Origin of the sequence: Actinomadura craniellae (genome assembly GCF_003289645.1) — a bacterium.
Lineage (GTDB): Bacteria > Actinomycetota > Actinomycetes > Streptosporangiales > Streptosporangiaceae > Actinomadura_D > Actinomadura_D craniellae.
The window spans coordinates 13937-29684 of record NZ_QLYX01000024.1 but is presented as its reverse complement, the minus strand read 5'-3'; the positions used below and the strand labels follow the sequence as shown (position 1 = coordinate 29684).

The following is a 15748-nucleotide window of genomic DNA, read 5'->3' as shown; positions in this document are numbered from 1 at the left end:
ACCCGGATCCGGCGGTGAGGGTGCGGCGCGCCGGGGACGCGGCGCTGCTGGTGGAAACCGGGGATCCGGCCACCGCGCACCGGCTGCGGGCGGCACTGCTGGCCGACACCGCCGACCCCTCCGGCGGGGTGATCGACGGTGTCATCGACGGGGTGATCGACGTGGTGCCCGGTGAGCGCACGGTGCTGGTCACCGTCGACCCGGCGCGCTGCGATCCGGCCTGGCTGGCCGCCCGGATCGCGGACCTGCCGCTACCGGAGCCGGCCGGGGCGGGCGACGCCCCGGTGGAGCTGCCGGTGACCTACGACGGCGCCGACCTGGCGGAGGTGGCGGAGCTGACCGGGCTGTCCCCCGCCGAGGTCGTCGAGCGGCACGCGGCGGCCTCGTACGTGGTGGCCTACCTGGGTTTCTCCCCGGGCTTCGGTTACCTGACCGGCCTCGATCCCCGGCTGCACGTGCCCCGGCGCGCCACCCCGCGCACCACGGTGCCGGCGGGGTCGGTCGCGATCGCGGGCCCCTACTCGGCGGTCTACCCGGCCGGGTCGCCCGGTGGCTGGCGGCTCCTGGGCCGCACCCGGGTCGCGCTGTGGGACATCGACCGCGATCCGCCGTCCCTGCTCCAGCCCGGCACACGTGTCCGCTTCCGGCCATCATGATCGAGGTGGTGCGGCCCGGGCCGCTGGCGACGGTGCAGGACCTGGGGCGGCCGGGGCTGGCGCACCTGGGGGTACCCGGCTCGGGCGCGGCCGACCGGCGGAGCCTGGCGCTGGCCAACCGGCTGGTGGGCAATCCCGAGGGCGCGGCGGGGCTGGAGCTCACCCTGGGCGGGGCCGCGCTGCGTTTCCACCGCCGGGCGTGGATCGCCGTCACCGGGGCGCCCGTCCCGGTCCTGGTGGGCGGCCGGGCCGCGGCGGCCTGTGCGCCCTGTTTCGTCCCTGAGGGGACGCTGGTGGAGTTCGGCACACCGGACCGGGGGCTGCGCACCTACCTGGCCGTGCGCGGCGGGCTGGACGTCCCTCCGGTGCTCGGCAGCCGCTCCACCGACCTGCTGTCAAGGCTCGGCCCCGCGCCGCTGGCGGCGGGCGACCACCTGCCGGTCGGCGCCACGCCGGCAGCCGTGCCCGACGTCGACGTCGCGCCCGTGGCGCCGCCGGCGGACGCGCCGGTGCTGCGCGTCATGCCCGGCCCGCGCGACGACTGGTTCTCCCCCGCCGCGCTCGCCACCCTGACCGCGCGGCCGTACGAGGTGACGGCGCAGAGCAACCGGGTCGGGGTGCGGCTGGCGGGGCCCGCGCTGGAGCGGGTCCGGTCCGGTGAGCTGGCCAGCGAGGGCATGGTCACCGGTGCGCTGCAGGTGCCGCCCGACGGGCTGCCCATCCTCTTCCTCGCCGACCACCCCACCACCGGCGGTTACCCGGTCATCGCCGTCGTCGCCGCCGCCGACCTGCCGGCCGCCGCCCAGCTCCGCCCCGGCCAGCAGGTCCGTTTCCGGCTCCGCGGTCGCTGACCTCGGGACCGGCCCGACTCGCCTCCGACCGCCCGATCCTCAGCCCTGCGGTCCCCAACCGCTCGGGGCTGCGGGAACTGCCGCCGCATCCGCCAGGCCGGCACCTGACCCCACGTCACCGTCTCCATCCCGCCGACCTCAGGGGCCGCCGGTGACATTCCGGGAGCGGCCGCTCGGGATCAGCCGCGCAGCCGGGCGGTGAGCTCCTCGTAGGCCATACGGACGTCGTCCGCGGTCACGACCGTGAGGTCGGCGGTGGTGGCGGCGGCGCCGAGGGTGGCCGCCCGGACGTCGCGCAGCGCACAGGACTTCTCGTACAGGGACCGGACGAACCGGCCGTTGCCCAGCCGGTCGATCCAGCCCCGCCCGCAGACCCGCTGGAAGATCCCGGCGAGGTCGTCGAGGGCGGGGTCGGCCCACTGGTCGCCGCCCTGCGCGGCGATCACCTGGGCGATCTCCAGCAACTCGTCGGGGCCGTAGGAGGGGAACGCCACCCGGACGTCGAACCGCGAGTTCAGCCCGGGGTTGGAGCCCAGCAACCGGTCCATGTCGGCCTCGTAGCCGGCCAGCACGACCACGAGCCGTTCCCGGTCGTCCTCGGCCCGTTTGAGCAGCGTCTGCACCGCCTCGGCGCCGAACGCGTCGCCCCCGGAGTATCCCGGGTTGACCAGCGCGTACGCCTCGTCGATGAACAGCACCCCGCCGAGCGCGGAGTCGACCACCTTGTTGGTCTTGATCGCGGTGGCGCCCAGGTGCTCCCCGACCAGGTCGGCACGCTGCGCCTCCACCACGGCCGGCCGCGGGAGCAGCCCCAGCGCGGCGAAGATCCGGCCGAGCACCCGCGCCACGGTGGTCTTGCCGGTGCCGGGCGGGCCGGTGAACACGAAGTGCCGCATCGGCGGGTTGGCGACCAGCCCCTGTTCCCGGCGCATTTTCGCCACCTGGAGCTGGGCGGCGATCTCGCGGACCTGCCGCTTGACCGGTGCCAGCCCGATCATCGCGTCGAGCGAGCCCAGCGCCTCCTCCAGCGTGGGGGTCTCCGCGTACCCCCGGTACCGCTCGGTGACCTCGGCGAACGCGGTCTCGACATCGGCGGCGTGGAGGGTCACCAGCTCCTCGGGCGTCGGGGCGGTTCCGGAGCCGACCACACGCAGGTCACGGGCCCGGGCGGCGCCCTCGGTGAGGGAACGGACGAACCGGCCGTTGCCGAGCTGGTCGATGATGCCGCGCCGCCAGACCTCCTCGAACCGGTCGCGCAGCCGGTCGCGGGCGGCGGGGTCCAGCCGGTCCTCGCGCAGGCCCGTCTGGTACTCGGCGATGCTCAGCAGTTCCTCCGGCCGGTAGGACGGGAACCGGACCCGGGTGCCGAACCGGGAGGCCAGGCCGGGGTTGGAGTCGAGGAACTCCTCCATCTGCTGCTCGTACCCGGCCAGGATGATCACCAGGTTCTCCCGGTCGTCCTCGGCCCGCTTGAGCAGCGTCTGCACGGCCTCGTTGCCGAACCGGTCGGGCTGCCCCTCGGCGGCGTTGACCAGCGCGTACGCCTCGTCGACGAACAGCACCCCGCCGAGCGCGGAGTCGACGAGCTGGTTGGTCTTGATCGCGGTGGCGCCCAGGTGATCTCCGACCAGGTCGGCGCGCTGTGCCTCCACCACGGTGGCGGCCGGCAGCAGGCCGAAGGCATAGAAGATCTTGGCCAGCACCCGGGCCACGGTGGTCTTCCCGGTCCCCGAAGGGCCCACGAACACGAAGTGCCGCATCGGCTTCTCGGTCGGCACCCCGGCCTCGGCACGCAGGTGGGCCGCCTCGATCGAGGCCGCGATGGAGCGGACCTGCCGCTTGACCGGCGCCAGGCCGACCATCTTCTCCAGTTCGGCCAGGGCGTCGCGGACCGAGATCTCCGGCGGGTCCGCCGGCCCGGTCTCGGCGGGTTCGGCCGGGCGGGCCGTCTCGCGGACGGGCTCGGGCGCGGTCTGAGCGGCGGCGCGTTCGTAGGCGGCCTGGGTGGCGGCCGGGACCCCGGCCGAGTAGGAGTCGTTCTCCTGCACCCAACCGGTCTCGTACGCCTCCGCGGGCACGGCCCGGCGGGCCTGGTCCCAGCGGTAGGCGAGCACCAGCAGGGCCGCCAGCCAGGCGGGTGCGACGTTCAGGTGGGGCAGCGGGCCGACGGCGGCCGCGGTGGCCATCCCCGCGGTGGTCAGCGCGATCAGCGCGGTCCGCCAGGGGGCGTAGGCGCGCAGCCGGAACGCCACGAAGGCGACCGGCAGTGCGAGCAGGGCCAGCAGCGGCGCCTGGTGCTCGGCGGTGGGATACAGCCGGCCCAGCGGGACGGCCGCGGCCAGCCAGCAGGCGACGACGATGACGACGGCCATGCCGACCGGTGAGCGCAGGGTGAGGTGCATGACCACCACGAAGATCACGACGAGGACGCCCACCAGCGGAACCGGCCCGCCGGTCAGGACCGCCACCGCGACGGCCAGCCCGATGATCAGCAGCCCGGTGAGGAAACGGACCCCTGGTTGAAACTGAAAATATCTCCATCGCAGGCGTTCGAAGAGATCCCGCGCCGCGGCCCCTGCCGCCGGGCGGGAGCGAGATCTACCGAACTGTCGCATCATGCCGTGTATAGCGCAGGATCCCGCACGAAGGGCAGCATCAAACACCCAATCGGCGCAAGGATCATCCGATCGTGCCCTACTGGAGATATCGGTGCCCCAGGCGCCTCCCTCTTTACGGACATGCGGGAACGATCGCACGATGCGGGCGAGAACGCCGGGCGAACGCTGCCATCATGTGCGACATGCCAGCACAGCAGGGTGCGCTGCCCGAACCGCCACCCCCCGCGCCCCACCCGGCGACCGAAGCGGAGCAGCTCGATGCGGTGCCCACCGCACCCCGCACCACAGCCGAAGACGACCCGACCGAGCAGCCCGACCCGGCACCCCGTGTGACGGCCGGGCGGTCCGGTCCGTCTCCCCGGCCGGCCGCGGGCTACGAGATCGAGAAGCGGCTGCGGGCGGCCGGCGCCCTGCTGGTGGCCGGGATCGACGAGGTCGGCCGGGGTGCCTGGGCCGGCCCGGTGGTGGTGTGCGCCGCCGTCCTGCGGCCCGGCGAGCTCGGCCCGCCCCCGGAGCCGTCCGGCCGCCCGCTGACCGACTCCAAACTGCTCCCGCCGGCGCACCGGGACGCCTTCGCCGAGGTACTGCCGGGCTGGCTGGCGGCACACGCGCTGGGCGCGTCCGAGCCCGCCGAGATCGACGAGGTCGGCATGACCGAGGCGTTGCGCCGCGCCGCCGTGCGCGCGCTCGACGCCCTGCCCGAACCGCCCGACGCGGTGATCCTCGACGGCGGGCACGACTACGTCGGCGGCGGCCGGAACGTGCGGTGCGAGGTCAAGGCCGACCAGCGCTCGGTGGCCGTGGCCGCCGCCTCCGTGCTGGCCAAGGTGCACCGCGACCGGCTGATGGCCCGGCTGGGCGACGAGCACCCGGAGTACGGCTTCGCGACGAGCGCCGGCTACCCCTCCCCCGTCCACCGGCGGGCGCTCGCCGAGCACGGCCCGACCCCGCACCACCGGCTGTCGTGGTCCTACCTCGACGACCTGCCGCGCTGGCGGCACCTGCGCAAGCACCGCGACCCGCTCGCCGACACCGGCCAGCTCTCCCTGCTCTGACCGCCGCCCCGTGATCCTTCGGCTTCCGAGGCGCCTCGGAAGCCGAAGGATCACGTCTCGAAGGCGGACGCGGTGGTGCGCCGGGTGGTCAGCTCTTGCCCTTGGAGGCGACCCACTCCAGGCCCCAGCCGTACTCCTGGTCGACCGCCAGCTTGCCCCAGCGGGGACGGCCGGGCGGCGGCAGCACGAAACGGCCCTCGCGGCGGACGACGAGTTCGCCGCCGACGTTCTCGATCAGCGCCAGCACGGCGTCGCGCGCCGGGATCGTGCAGTCGTCCATCCGCATCTCGATGGGCGGGGAGTTCTGCGGGTAGAGGGTGGCGATCGCGTCGAGACCGCGGAAGTCGTCGGCGCCGTCGTAGATCTCCGCGAACACCAGGATGCGGCGGAACTTCGCGGTGTGGTCCAGGTTGATCGTCAGGTTCTCGCCCGTCGTGACGGCGCCGGTGCGGTCGTCCTTGTCGAGCTGGATGTACGGCGGGTGGTTGAGCGCGCCGAAGTCGCCGAGCGCGTGGATGATGCCCTTGGACCCGTCCTGCAGCTCCCACAGGCAGCACAGGTCCAGGTCCAGGTCGACGCCCCGGCGGAGCTTGCCCAGCCGGCCCTTCGCCGCGCCGGCGCGGGCCGACCAGTTCAGGTTGACCCGCATGCCACCGGAGGTCGCGCCCTGCTTGGTGAGCGAGACCGAGGTGTTGTTCTTGTCCAGCGTGATCTTGTTGAGGGAGACCGGCTGCGCCGGGGGCGGCGGGGGCTGGAACTGACCCGGCGGAGGCGGCGGAGCGTACTGCTGGCCGGGCGGCGGAGGCGGCGGCGCGTACTGCTGACCCGGCGGAGGCGGCGGGGGCGCGTACGGCTGGCCGGGCGGCGGCGGAGGTGGCGCGTACTGGCCCGGGAGCGGCGGGGCGGGCGGCGGCGGGGCGTACTGCTGGCCAGGCGGCGGAACGTACTGCTGACCCGGCGGGGGCGGCGTGAACTGCTGGCCGGGCGGGGGCGCGTACTGCTGGCCGGGCGGGGGCGGCGGGGGCGCGTACTGCTGCTGTGCGGGCGGCGGGGTCGGCTGGGGCGCGGGCGCCGGGTCGTCGACGGAGATCCCGAAGTCGGTGGCCAGCCCGGCCAGCCCGGAGTCGTAGCCCTGGCCGACCGCCCGGAACTTCCAGGCGCCCTGCCGCCGGTACAGCTCGCCCAGCACGAACGCGGTCTCCACCGTCGCGCCGGCGCTGTCGAAGCGGGCCACCTCGGCGCCGTTCGCCGCGTCGAGCACCCGCACGTACAGCCCCTGGAACTGGCCGAAGGTGCCGCCGTCGGCGGACGCCGCGATCACGATCGTCTCGACCTGCGGTTCCACCCGGGCCAGGTCGATCGCCAGGGTGTCGCGCACCACCGGCCCCTGCTGCTTGCCCTCGTACCGGACGGCCCCGGAGGAGTGCGCCGGCTGGTTGTAAAAGACGAAGTCGTTGTCCGACCGGACTTTACCCGCGACGAGCAGCAGCGCCGAGGCGTCGGCGTCCGGCACGCCGGGGGCGGTGGTCCACCCCAGTTCGACTCGGACCGATGGAACCGGCACCGGCACATTGGCGCCCTTTTGCATGGACATGAACGCTCCCTGATTCGACCAGACAAACCTACGCCAACTCGCCGGCGCCGCGGGCTCCCCGGCGCCGACCGCGTTTCACCCGCCGAGCAGGCCGTCCAGCCCCGCGGGACGCCCGCCGGCGAGCAGCGCCCGGGCACGGACCGCGGCGGAGGCGGCGAGGGCGTCCAGGGCCGCCGGATCGACCCCCGGGCCGGCGGGCACCCGCAACGGGCCGCGGGGGCCGGGCGGCGGGAGCGGATCCGGCGGCGCGGGCACCGGCCGCGCGTACGCGGCGGCCGCGGCCACCCCCGGAACCGCCGGTCCCGCGGGGTCCGGTGCGTTGCGCCGCCGCAGCTCACCGACCAGTTCCCGCTCGCCCCGGCCGCGCATCAGCAACAGCACGAACGGGTCGCGATCCAGCAGCCACGCCGCCTGGTAGCACAGCGCCGCGGCATGCTCGCAGGGATGCTCCCAGCCGGGGCAGTCGCACTCGGGTTCGAGGTCGCCCAGCCCCGGCAGCAGCCGGACGTCCGCCTCCCCGGCCGCGGCCACCAGTTCCCGGGGCATGTCCCGGTCGAGCAGCGCCGCGATGTGCCCGGCCCGGCCCGCCACCTCGGTCAGCAGCCGCTCCCACTCGGCGTCCGACAGCCGCTCGACGAAGACCACGGTCCGGTGCAGGTCCTCGTCGGCGCCCCGCACGGGTGCCGCGATCCGGCCGGGGCTGATCGTGATCGGGCCGACCCGGCCGGTGCTGGCGTACCGGCGGCCCCGGGCCAGCGGTTCCGCCGCGAGCGAGGTGTCCTCCAGCGCCCGCAGCCAGGCCCGCCCCCACCAGGAACGGGCGAACGGCCCCCGGCCGCCCCGTACCGGCGGGAAGGCGGGAAACCCGCGCGCCTCCTCCTCACCCTCGGTCACAGGATCGGTCCCCTCAGCTCGACGAGATCGGCCAGTTCGGCGTCGGACAGCTCGCTCAGCGCCGCCTCGCCGGAGCGCAGCACGGAATCGGCGAGCGCCCGCTTGGTGCGGAGCATCCCCGCGATCAGGTCCTCGACCGTCCCCTCGGCGATCAGGCGATGCACCTGGACGGGACGGGTCTGGCCGATCCGGTACGCCCGGTCGGTGGCCTGGTCCTCCACCGCGGGATTCCACCAGCGGTCGTAGTGCACCACGTGGTCGGCGCGGGTCAGGTTCAGCCCGGTGCCCGCCGCCTTCAACGACAGCAGGAAGACGGGCGCCCCGCCGCCCTGGAACGCCCGGACCAGCTCCTCCCGGCGCGGCACCGGCGTGCCGCCGTGCAGCAGCGCGGCCGGCACGCCGCGGCCGGCCAGGTGCCGCTCGATCAGCCGGGCCATGGCGACGTACTGGGTGAAGACCAGCACGGCGCCGCCCTCGGCCACGATCGTGTCGACGAGTTCGTCGAGCAGTTCGAGCTTGCCCGACCGGCCCACCAGCACCGGGTCGGGCTCCTTGAGGTACTGCGCGGGGTGGTTGCAGATCTGCTTCAGCCCGGTGAACAGCTTGAAGACGAGCCCACGCCGGGCCATGCCGGCGCTGCCCGCGATCCGGTCCATGGTCTCCCGGGCGAACGCCTCGTACAGCCCGGCCTGCTCGCGGGTCAGCGCCACCGGGCGGTCGGTCTCGGTCTTGCGCGGCAGTTCGGGCGCGATGCCGGGATCGGACTTGCGGCGGCGCAGCAGGAACGGCCGGACCAGCCGGGCGAACCGTTCGGCCGCCACCGGGTCCTCGCCCGACTCGATCGGCGCGGCCCAGCGGGCACGGAACCCGGCGAGGGTGCCGAGCAGGCCCGGAGTGGTCCAGTCGAGGATCGCCCACAACTCCGACAGGTTGTTCTCGACGGGGGTGCCGGTGAGCGCGACCCGCGCGGCGGCCGGGATCTCCCGCAGCGCCCTGGCCGTGCCCGAGGCGGGGTTCTTCACGTGCTGCGCCTCGTCGGCGACGGCCAGCGCCCACCGCCCGCCGGCGAGCCGCGCCGCGTCCAGGCGCATGGTGGCGTACGTGGTGAGCACGAAACCGGCGGCCGGATCGGGGAGGGACCGCCCGGGCCCGTGGAAGCGGTGCACGGGGACGCCGGGGGCGAACCGCCGGATCTCCCGCTCCCAGTTGCCCAGCAGCGACGCGGGACACACCACCAGGGTGGGGCCGGCGGTCGCCGGATCGGCCTGCCGGTGCAGATGCAACGCGATCAGCGTGATCGTCTTCCCCAGGCCCATGTCGTCGGCCAGGCAGCCGCCCAGGCCCAGCGAGGTCGTCCGCGCCAGCCGGCGCAGGCCCGTCAGCTGGTAGCCGCGGAGCTCGGCCGCCAGTTCCGGGGGTTGCGCCACCGACTCCGGGTCGGCGGCGACCCGCTCGCGCAGCGACTCCAGCCAGCCGCTCGGTGCCACCGCCACCCGCTCGCCGTCGATCTCGGTGACCCCGGTGAGCGCGGCGCCCAGCGCCTCCATCGGGGCGAGCGGTTTGAGCCCGCGCTCCCTGGCCCGGCGGGCCAGCTCGGGGTCGACCAGCGTCCACCGGTCGCGCAGCCGCACCACCGGGCGGTGCGCCTCGGCCAGCAGGTCCATCTCCGCCTCGGTCAGCGGCTCGCCGTCGAGGGCGAGCCGCCAGTCGAGGCTCAGGGCGTCCAGGCCGCCGAAGAAGGCGGGCAGGTCGGTGGGCGGCGGGTCGGCGGCCGCCACGACCGGCCGGGCGTCCAGCTCACGGGCGAGTTCCCGGGGCCAGTGCACCTCCACCCCGGCCGCGGCCAGGCCCGCGGCGGCCCGGCCCAGCAGCTCGCCGACCTCCTCGTCGGTCAGCGGCAGCTCGTCGGGGACGGCCCGGTGCAGCAGCCGGTCCAGCGGGGGCCACACCCGGGCGGCCCGCCGGACGGCGACCATCGCGTCCATCCGGGCGCGCGGCCCGAACGCCGCGCCGTCACGGAGCTCCGCGACATCGGCGACCAGCGCCGGATCGGCCGGGGCGTGCGCCTGGACGACGGCCCGCAGCCCGTCGGGCACCTCGGCCGCGCCCTCGACCCGCAACGAGATCCGCAGCCCCGCGGAGGCGCCGCCGATCTCCTCCGCCCACTCCCGCAGCTCGGGTACCCGCCGCGGAGCCGGGGCGGAGAACGCGAGTGGCGCGGCGGCCCCGTCGTCCCGCGGGAGCGTGTCCGCCACCGCGTCGAAGAACGCCCGGACCAGCGTCTCGGCGTCCGGCAGCACCCACTCGCCGGGATGCCCCGGCAAGGGGACGGCGCGGGCGTGCGGCGGCATGGCGGCGGCCAGCGCCCGCAGCCGCCCAGTGGCCGACGCGTCCAGCGGCCCGGCCTGCCACGCCCCGAACCCGCCGGGCGACACCCCGGGCAGCAGCAGGCCGCGCGCCACCAGATGCAACGCCTCGACCGCCACGGCTCCCCAGAACGCCGCGGCCGGATGCGCCTCCCCCGACCGGTGCGCCCTGACCAGCAGGGGCAGCGCGGCCGGGACGGGCAGCCGGCGGACCGGGACGGTACGGGCCCGCGGGCCCTCGACCACGACGGTCAGCTCGCCGGGGTCCCCGCCGGCCGTGTCCGGATCCGTCCCGTCCGGCCGCCAGAGGACCAGCCGGCCGGTCCGGGGCGGATCACCGGCCTCGAACACCACGGCGCAGCGCGCCTCCCCGTCCGAAAGCCACGCCATACGCCGTCCCTCCGCCGCGAACCGTCGGCCCTTCAACGACCGGGACCGGCCCGATATTTCAGGGCCGGCCGGCTTTTTCGGGGACTTCAGCCATGCGCGCGCAGGGCGGCGATCACCCACTCGTAGACCGGCACCGCCGGGGGGAAGGGCGGCCGGCCGTTGAGGGCGCCCAGCAGCTGCCAGTAACGCTCGACCTGCGCGTCGGTGAACCGCTCCATGCCGTCGGCCAGCCGGACCCGCTCCCCGGCGGGCAGGTCCGGCGGGACGACCCGGTCCAGGACGGCCCGGCCCTCGGGCGACCCGGGGGCGACCCCCTCGGCCAGCGCGCGCCCGGCGTGCTCCTGCACGGCGGCCGGGTCGATGGCGGGCCCCTCCTGGCCGTCCCGCCCGTCCCGGCCGCCCTGCCCGTCGAGAGCCATCTGCCGCACCCTGCGCCGGAAGTCCTCGTCGGCGACCAGCCCGCCCAGCTCGATCCAGGCGTCCACCTGGCCGGGGTCCGGGTCGTCGGGCAGCTGCCGCATGCCCTGGGCGATGCCCATCGCCGGGGAGTCCGGGTCGACCCCCGCGAAGACCTCCGCGACGAACTCGTCGATGATCTGCTGCCGTTCCCGGACGGACAGCCTGGCCAGTTCATGCATCAGTCGTGCCTCCTCGATGTCGCTGCCACGCAGGGCGACCGTGCTGAGCACCGCACGGCGCAGCCGCAGCACGCGGATCTCCGCGTCCAGCGCCCGCACATGGGCGTCGGCCACCTCGGCCACCGTGGTGTGGCGGTCCAGTACCTCGCGGACGTCGTCCAGCCCGAACCCCAGCTCGCGGAGCGTCCGGACCAGCTCCAGCCGGGCCACCGCCGCCGCGTCGTACAGCCGGTAGCCACCGGCCGACCGCCCGGTGGGGGGCACCAGGCCGAGGTCGGACCAGAAGCGGATCGTCCGCACGGGCAGCCCGGTGCGCCGGGCCAGCCGCCCGATGGTGAACTCGTCCACGTCCCTCACTCTCCGGCCTCCAGCGACTGGAGACTCAAGCCCGATCCGCGGGAAAAGGAGCGGCGGACCGGAACCGGTGATCGCTACTGTGCGCGGTATGGAACCGTACGGCCGCTTTCTCAACGTCATCGACGTCGAGGCGACCTGCTGGGACGGCCCGGTCCCGCCGGGCCAGGCCAACGAGATCATCGAGATCGGGCTGTGCGTCATCGACTGGGAACGCGGCGAGCGGGTGGCCCGCCACCAGATCATGGTCCGCCCGGACCGGTCACGGGTCAGCCCGTTCTGCACGGAACTGACCGGCCACACCCAGGAGGACGTCGACCGCGGGGTGGGCTTCCGCGAGGCGTGCGCGGCCCTCGAACGCGACCACCACGCCCGGTCACGCCCCTGGGCGAGTTGGGGCGACTACGACCGCAAGCAGTTCCAGGGCCAGTGCGGGGCCGCGCGCGTCCGCTACCCGTTCGGCTCCCACCACACCAACGCCAAGCTGACCTACTCCCAGAGCCACGGGCTGAGCCGCAGGTTCGGCATGGCCGGCGCGCTCCGGCACACCGGCCTGCCCCTGGAGGGCCGCCACCACAACGGCGCCGACGACGCCTGGAACATCGCCGCCCTCATCCTCGACATCGCCGCCCGCGACGCCTGGCCCGCCCCCTTCCAGCCGACCTGACCCGAGCCGAATCCGAGCGTCGCCGGCACGGTAACGGACGAAAACGACGCGAGCGGGGAGCCCGCGCAGCGCGCCAGCTCCCCGCCTGATCCGCCTGATCCGCTCGTCGCGTCGGATCGTTCTCAGCTGCAGCCGCTGGTGGAGCCGCAGCCCTCGCAGACGTAGCAGCTGCCGGCCGGGCGCATCTTGGTGCCGCAGGTCAGGCACAGCGGGGCGTCCGCCGTGCGGGCCTGGTGGCTCTCGATGACCGCCACCTGCGGGCGGGCCGCCGGGGTCGGGGCCGGGTCGGCCGGGCGCTCAATCTCGGCCGACTGGGCCAGGGTCTCCCGGGCGACCTCCTCCTCGGCGTGCAGGGTGGCCGGGTCCTCGCCGGCCGCCTGCAGGGCCCGCTCGGCGGCGGTGAAGATGCCCAGGTCGGCCCGCTTCTCGTAGGGCAGGTGGTCCAGGGCCAGCCGCCGGAAGATGTAGTCCATCATCGAGGTGGCCATCCGGATGTCCGGGTCGTCGGTCATCCCCGCCGGTTCGAACCGCATGTTGGTGAACTTGTCCACCCACGTCTCCAGCGGCACCCCGTACTGGAGGCTGATCGAGATCGCCATGGAGAAGGCGTCCATCACCCCGGCCAGGGTGGACCCCTGCTTGCCGAGCTTGAGGAAGACCTCGCCGAGCCCGTCGTCAGGGTAGGACGAGGCGGTCATGTACCCCTCGGCCCCGGCCACCGAGAACCGGGTCACGGTCGCCGGCCGCTGCTTGGGCAGCCGCCGCCGTACCGGCCGCTCCACCACGACCGTCTTCTCCTCGACCCTTTCGGCCTTGTCGGTCTCCTTGCTCTTGGCGACCGACAGCGGCTGGCCGACCTTGCAGTTGTCGCGGTAGATCGCCAGCGCCTTCAGGCCCATCTTCCAGCCCTGGAAGTAGACCTCCTCGATGTCCTCGATCGTGGCGCTCTCCGGGACGTTCACCGTCTTGCTGATCGCGCCGGACAGGAACGGCTGGACCGCCGCCATCATCCGCACGTGACCCATCGCGCTGATGGCCCGCTCACCCATCGCGCAGTCGAACACCTCGTAGTGCTCCAGCCGCAGGCCGGGCGCGTCGATGACGTGACCGTGCTCGGCGATGTACTCGACGATCGCCTCGATCTGCTCCGGCTGGTAGCCGAGCTTGGCGAGCGCCTTCGGGACGGTGTTGTTCACGATCTGCATCGACCCGCCGCCGACTAGCTTCTTGAACTTCACCAGCGCCAGGTCCGGCTCGATCCCGGTCGTGTCGCAGTCCATCATCAGGCCAATTGTCCCGGTGGGGGCGAGTAGCGAAGATTGGGCGTTTCTGTACCCATTTTTCGCGCCGAGCTTGAGGCAGTCCTGCCACTGCTTCGTGGCGGCGGCGTGCAGCGCCTTGTCCATCTCGTCGAGGGTGCGGATCTGGTCGTTGGCCGCGGCGTGCTTGCGCATCACGCGCTGGTGCGCCTCGGCGTTGCGCGCGTAACCCTCGTACGGGCCCACCGCGGCGGCCAGTTCGGCGGAGCGGCGGTACGCCACACCGGTCATCAGCGAGGTGATCCCGGCGGCGATGGAGCGGCCGCCCGCGGAGTCGTAGGCGTGCCCGGTCGCCATCAGCAGGGCGCCCAGGTTGGCGTAGCCGATACCGAGCTGGCGGTACGCCCGCGTCGTCTCGGTGATCTTCTCGGTCGGGAAGTCGGCGAAGGTGATCGAAATGTCCATCGCAGTGATGATCAGCTCGGTCAGCTTGACGAACTTCTCGACGTCGAAGCCGTTCTGCCCGACCAGGAACTTCATCAGGTTGATGCTGGCCAGGTTGCAGGACGAATTGTCCAAATGCAGATACTCGGAACAAGGGTTACTTGCGGTGATGCGTCCGGTTTCCGGGGAGGTGTGCCAGTCGTTGATCGTGTCGTCGTACTGGATGCCGGGGTCGGCGCACTCCCAGGCGGCCTTGGCCATCAGCCGGAACAGGCCCTTGGCCTGGACGGTCTCGATGACCTCGCCGCTGAGCCGGGCGCGCAGCCCGAACTCGCCGTCGGCCTCCACCGCCCGCATGAACTCGTCGGAGACCCGCACCGAGTTGTTGGCGTTCTGGTACTGGACGCTGACGATGTCCTTGCCGCCCAGGTCCATGTCGAAGCCGGCGTCGCGGAGCGCCCGGATCTTGTCCTCCTCCCGGGCCTTGGTCTGGATGAACTCCGCGACATCGGGGTGGTCGACGTCGAGTACGACCATCTTGGCCGCCCGCCGGGTCGCCCCGCCCGACTTGATGGTGCCCGCCGAGGCGTCCGCCCCGCGCATGAACGACACCGGCCCACTGGCCGTGCCACCGGAGGAGAGCAGTTCCTTGCTGGACCGGATTCGGGAGAGGTTGACCCCGGACCCGGAGCCTCCCTTGAAGATGACTCCCTCTTCCTTATACCATTCGAGAATTGCTTCCATGGTGTCGTCGACCGACAGAATAAAGCACGCTGACACTTGCTGACTCGACTCGGTGCCGACGTTGAACCAGACCGGGGAATTGAAGCTGAAGACCTGGTGGACCAGGGCGTATTTCAGCTCGTGGTCGAAGATTTCGGCGTCTTCATCGGTGGCGAAGTAGCCATTCTCCCGGCCGGTCCTGGTGTAGACGCTGACGACGCGGTCGACCAGTTGCTTGAGGCTCCACTCGCGCTGGGGGGTGCCGACGGCGCCGCGGAAGTACTTGGTCGTCACGATGTTGGCGGCGTTCACCGACCAGAAGTCGGGGAACTCCACGCCGCGCTGCTCGAAGTTGATCGACCCGTCTCGCCAGTTCGTCATGACGACGTCCCGGCGCTCCCAGTTCAGCTCGTCGTACGGGTGCACTCCGGGCGTGGTGAAGATGCGCGCCATCCGCAGGCCCTTGCGCGTGGCCTTGCCGCGTCGGGCCGTTGAGCCGCTCACCGTTTCGGTCATGAGAATCCCCCTCTAGGGCGCCGCGCCGGGCCCTGCTCAGGTTTCAACCATGCCCACGGGCCGGACCATGTCCCGGCCGGGGCGCTTGACGTGTTTTTTCGGGTCGATCGTCTCCGCGGCGTGTCACTCGCCGGGAGGGTCGACCGCCCGCAGCAACTCGATTTCCTTGGCGAAGTCGTCCAGCGACTCGAAGCCCCGGTAGACCGAGGCGAATCGCAGGTAGGCGACCTCGTCGAGCTCGCGCAGCGGCCCCAGGATCGCCAGGCCGATCTGGTGGGACGGGATCTCCGCGACCCCTGTCGCCCTGATGGCCTCTTCGACCTGGTGGCCGAGCTTCGCCAGCGCATCCTCGTCGACCGGGCGACCCTGGCAGGCCCTGCGCACCCCGGCGATGATCTTGTCTCGTGAGAAGGGCTCGGTGACGCCGCTGCGCTTGGCGACCATCTGGAGCACCGTCTCCTGGGTGGTGAAGCGGCGGCCGCACTCCGGGCAGGAGCGGCGACGCCGGATGGCGGCACCGTCCTCGGTGGAGCGGCTGTCGATCACGCGGCTGTCAGGGTTGCGGCAGAACGGGCAGTGCACGCGTCCACTCCTCCCCTGACAGATCCCCACAAGACCACAACTTGTGGTTAATCACATCGGTGTAACTACTAGATGTTGTGGTCCAACCGTAGGGGTCTACCCAGGCCTTCGCAAGCCGTACCCGGCGCACCGGAGATAGAC

The 15748-nt window shown here is 73.3% G+C and carries 11 protein-coding genes; 4 read left to right on the top strand and 7 right to left on the bottom strand.

All coding sequences use genetic code 11. From position 1 onward, the window contains the following. The first annotated feature begins 14 nt into the window (after nucleotides 1–14). Both pxpB and DPM19_RS33265 read left to right on the top strand, forming a co-directional pair. A complete protein-coding gene (gene pxpB, locus DPM19_RS33270; RefSeq protein WP_111872072.1) occupies nucleotides 15–656 on the top strand; it encodes a 5-oxoprolinase subunit PxpB in 642 nt (213 codons plus the stop codon). Next, a complete protein-coding gene (locus DPM19_RS33265; protein ID WP_111872071.1) occupies nucleotides 653–1507 on the top strand; it encodes a 5-oxoprolinase subunit C family protein in 855 nt (284 codons plus the stop codon). The genes pxpB and DPM19_RS33265 overlap by 4 nt, the downstream gene beginning before the upstream one ends. Before the next feature lie 179 nt (nucleotides 1508–1686). Here DPM19_RS33265 and DPM19_RS33260 read toward each other — a convergent pair whose 3' ends face one another. After that, nucleotides 1687–4125, bottom strand: a complete 2439-nt coding sequence (locus DPM19_RS33260) for an AAA family ATPase (RefSeq protein WP_407642580.1) — start codon at nucleotides 4123–4125, stop codon at nucleotides 1687–1689. A gap of 182 nt (nucleotides 4126–4307) precedes the next feature. Here DPM19_RS33260 and DPM19_RS33255 point away from each other — a divergent pair, with 182 nt between their 5' ends. Beyond that, a complete protein-coding gene (locus DPM19_RS33255) occupies nucleotides 4308–5180 on the top strand; it encodes a ribonuclease HII (protein WP_111872131.1) in 873 nt (290 codons plus the stop codon). An 88-nt stretch (nucleotides 5181–5268) separates the two neighbouring features. Here the strand turns inward: DPM19_RS33255 and DPM19_RS33250 are convergent, their stop codons facing one another. From DPM19_RS33250 to DPM19_RS33235, 4 genes are all read right to left on the bottom strand, one after another. Further along, entirely contained in the window at nucleotides 5269–6774 is a 1506-nt protein-coding gene (locus DPM19_RS33250; RefSeq protein ID WP_111872070.1) for a TerD family protein, read from the bottom strand. A 75-nt stretch (nucleotides 6775–6849) separates the two neighbouring features. After that, nucleotides 6850–7668 carry an SWIM zinc finger family protein gene (locus tag DPM19_RS33245; protein WP_111872069.1) on the bottom strand — a complete coding sequence of 273 codons (819 nt, stop codon included), beginning with the start codon at nucleotides 7666–7668 and terminating at the stop codon, nucleotides 6850–6852. Then, nucleotides 7665–10424 carry a DEAD/DEAH box helicase gene (locus DPM19_RS33240; protein WP_111872068.1) on the bottom strand — a complete coding sequence of 920 codons (2760 nt, stop codon included), beginning with the start codon at nucleotides 10422–10424 and terminating at the stop codon, nucleotides 7665–7667. Before DPM19_RS33240 ends, DPM19_RS33245 begins: the two co-directional genes overlap by 4 nt. An 86-nt stretch (nucleotides 10425–10510) precedes the next feature. Continuing rightward, complete coding sequence (locus DPM19_RS33235; RefSeq protein WP_233511077.1) at nucleotides 10511–11410, bottom strand: helix-turn-helix domain-containing protein; 900 nt, start codon at nucleotides 11408–11410, stop codon at nucleotides 10511–10513. A gap of 97 nt (nucleotides 11411–11507) precedes the next feature. Here DPM19_RS33235 and DPM19_RS33230 point away from each other — a divergent pair, with 97 nt between their 5' ends. Then, complete coding sequence (locus DPM19_RS33230) at nucleotides 11508–12083, top strand: 3'-5' exonuclease (protein ID WP_111872130.1); 576 nt, start codon at nucleotides 11508–11510, stop codon at nucleotides 12081–12083. Nucleotides 12084–12205: 122 nt separating this feature from the next. Here the strand turns inward: DPM19_RS33230 and DPM19_RS33225 are convergent, their stop codons facing one another. Beyond that, nucleotides 12206–15025: a vitamin B12-dependent ribonucleotide reductase gene (locus DPM19_RS33225; RefSeq protein ID WP_111872067.1), complete on the bottom strand. Its 2820-nt coding sequence runs from the start codon at nucleotides 15023–15025 to the stop codon at nucleotides 12206–12208. A gap of 123 nt (nucleotides 15026–15148) precedes the next feature. Next, on the bottom strand, nucleotides 15149–15607 hold the full coding sequence (gene nrdR / locus DPM19_RS33220) for a transcriptional regulator NrdR (RefSeq protein ID WP_111872066.1): 459 nt from the start codon (nucleotides 15605–15607) through the stop codon (nucleotides 15149–15151). Between the last annotated feature and the right edge of the window lie 141 nt (nucleotides 15608–15748).

Excerpts from the sequence above, each read along its gene's own strand:
- DPM19_RS33265 (WP_111872071.1), top strand. The coding sequence starts at position 653 with ATGATCGAGGTGGTGCGGCCCGGGCCGCTGGCGACGGTGCAGGACCTG.
- DPM19_RS33260 (WP_407642580.1), bottom strand. The coding sequence starts at position 4,125 with ATGATGCGACAGTTCGGTAGATCTCGCTCCCGCCCGGCGGCAGGGGCC.
- DPM19_RS33255 (WP_111872131.1), top strand. The coding sequence starts at position 4,308 with ATGCCAGCACAGCAGGGTGCGCTGCCCGAACCGCCACCCCCCGCGCCC.
- DPM19_RS33250 (WP_111872070.1), bottom strand. The coding sequence starts at position 6,774 with ATGTCCATGCAAAAGGGCGCCAATGTGCCGGTGCCGGTTCCATCGGTC.
- DPM19_RS33240 (WP_111872068.1), bottom strand. The coding sequence starts at position 10,424 with ATGGCGTGGCTTTCGGACGGGGAGGCGCGCTGCGCCGTGGTGTTCGAG.
- DPM19_RS33230 (WP_111872130.1), top strand. The coding sequence starts at position 11,508 with ATGGAACCGTACGGCCGCTTTCTCAACGTCATCGACGTCGAGGCGACC.
- DPM19_RS33225 (WP_111872067.1), bottom strand. The coding sequence starts at position 15,025 with ATGACCGAAACGGTGAGCGGCTCAACGGCCCGACGCGGCAAGGCCACG.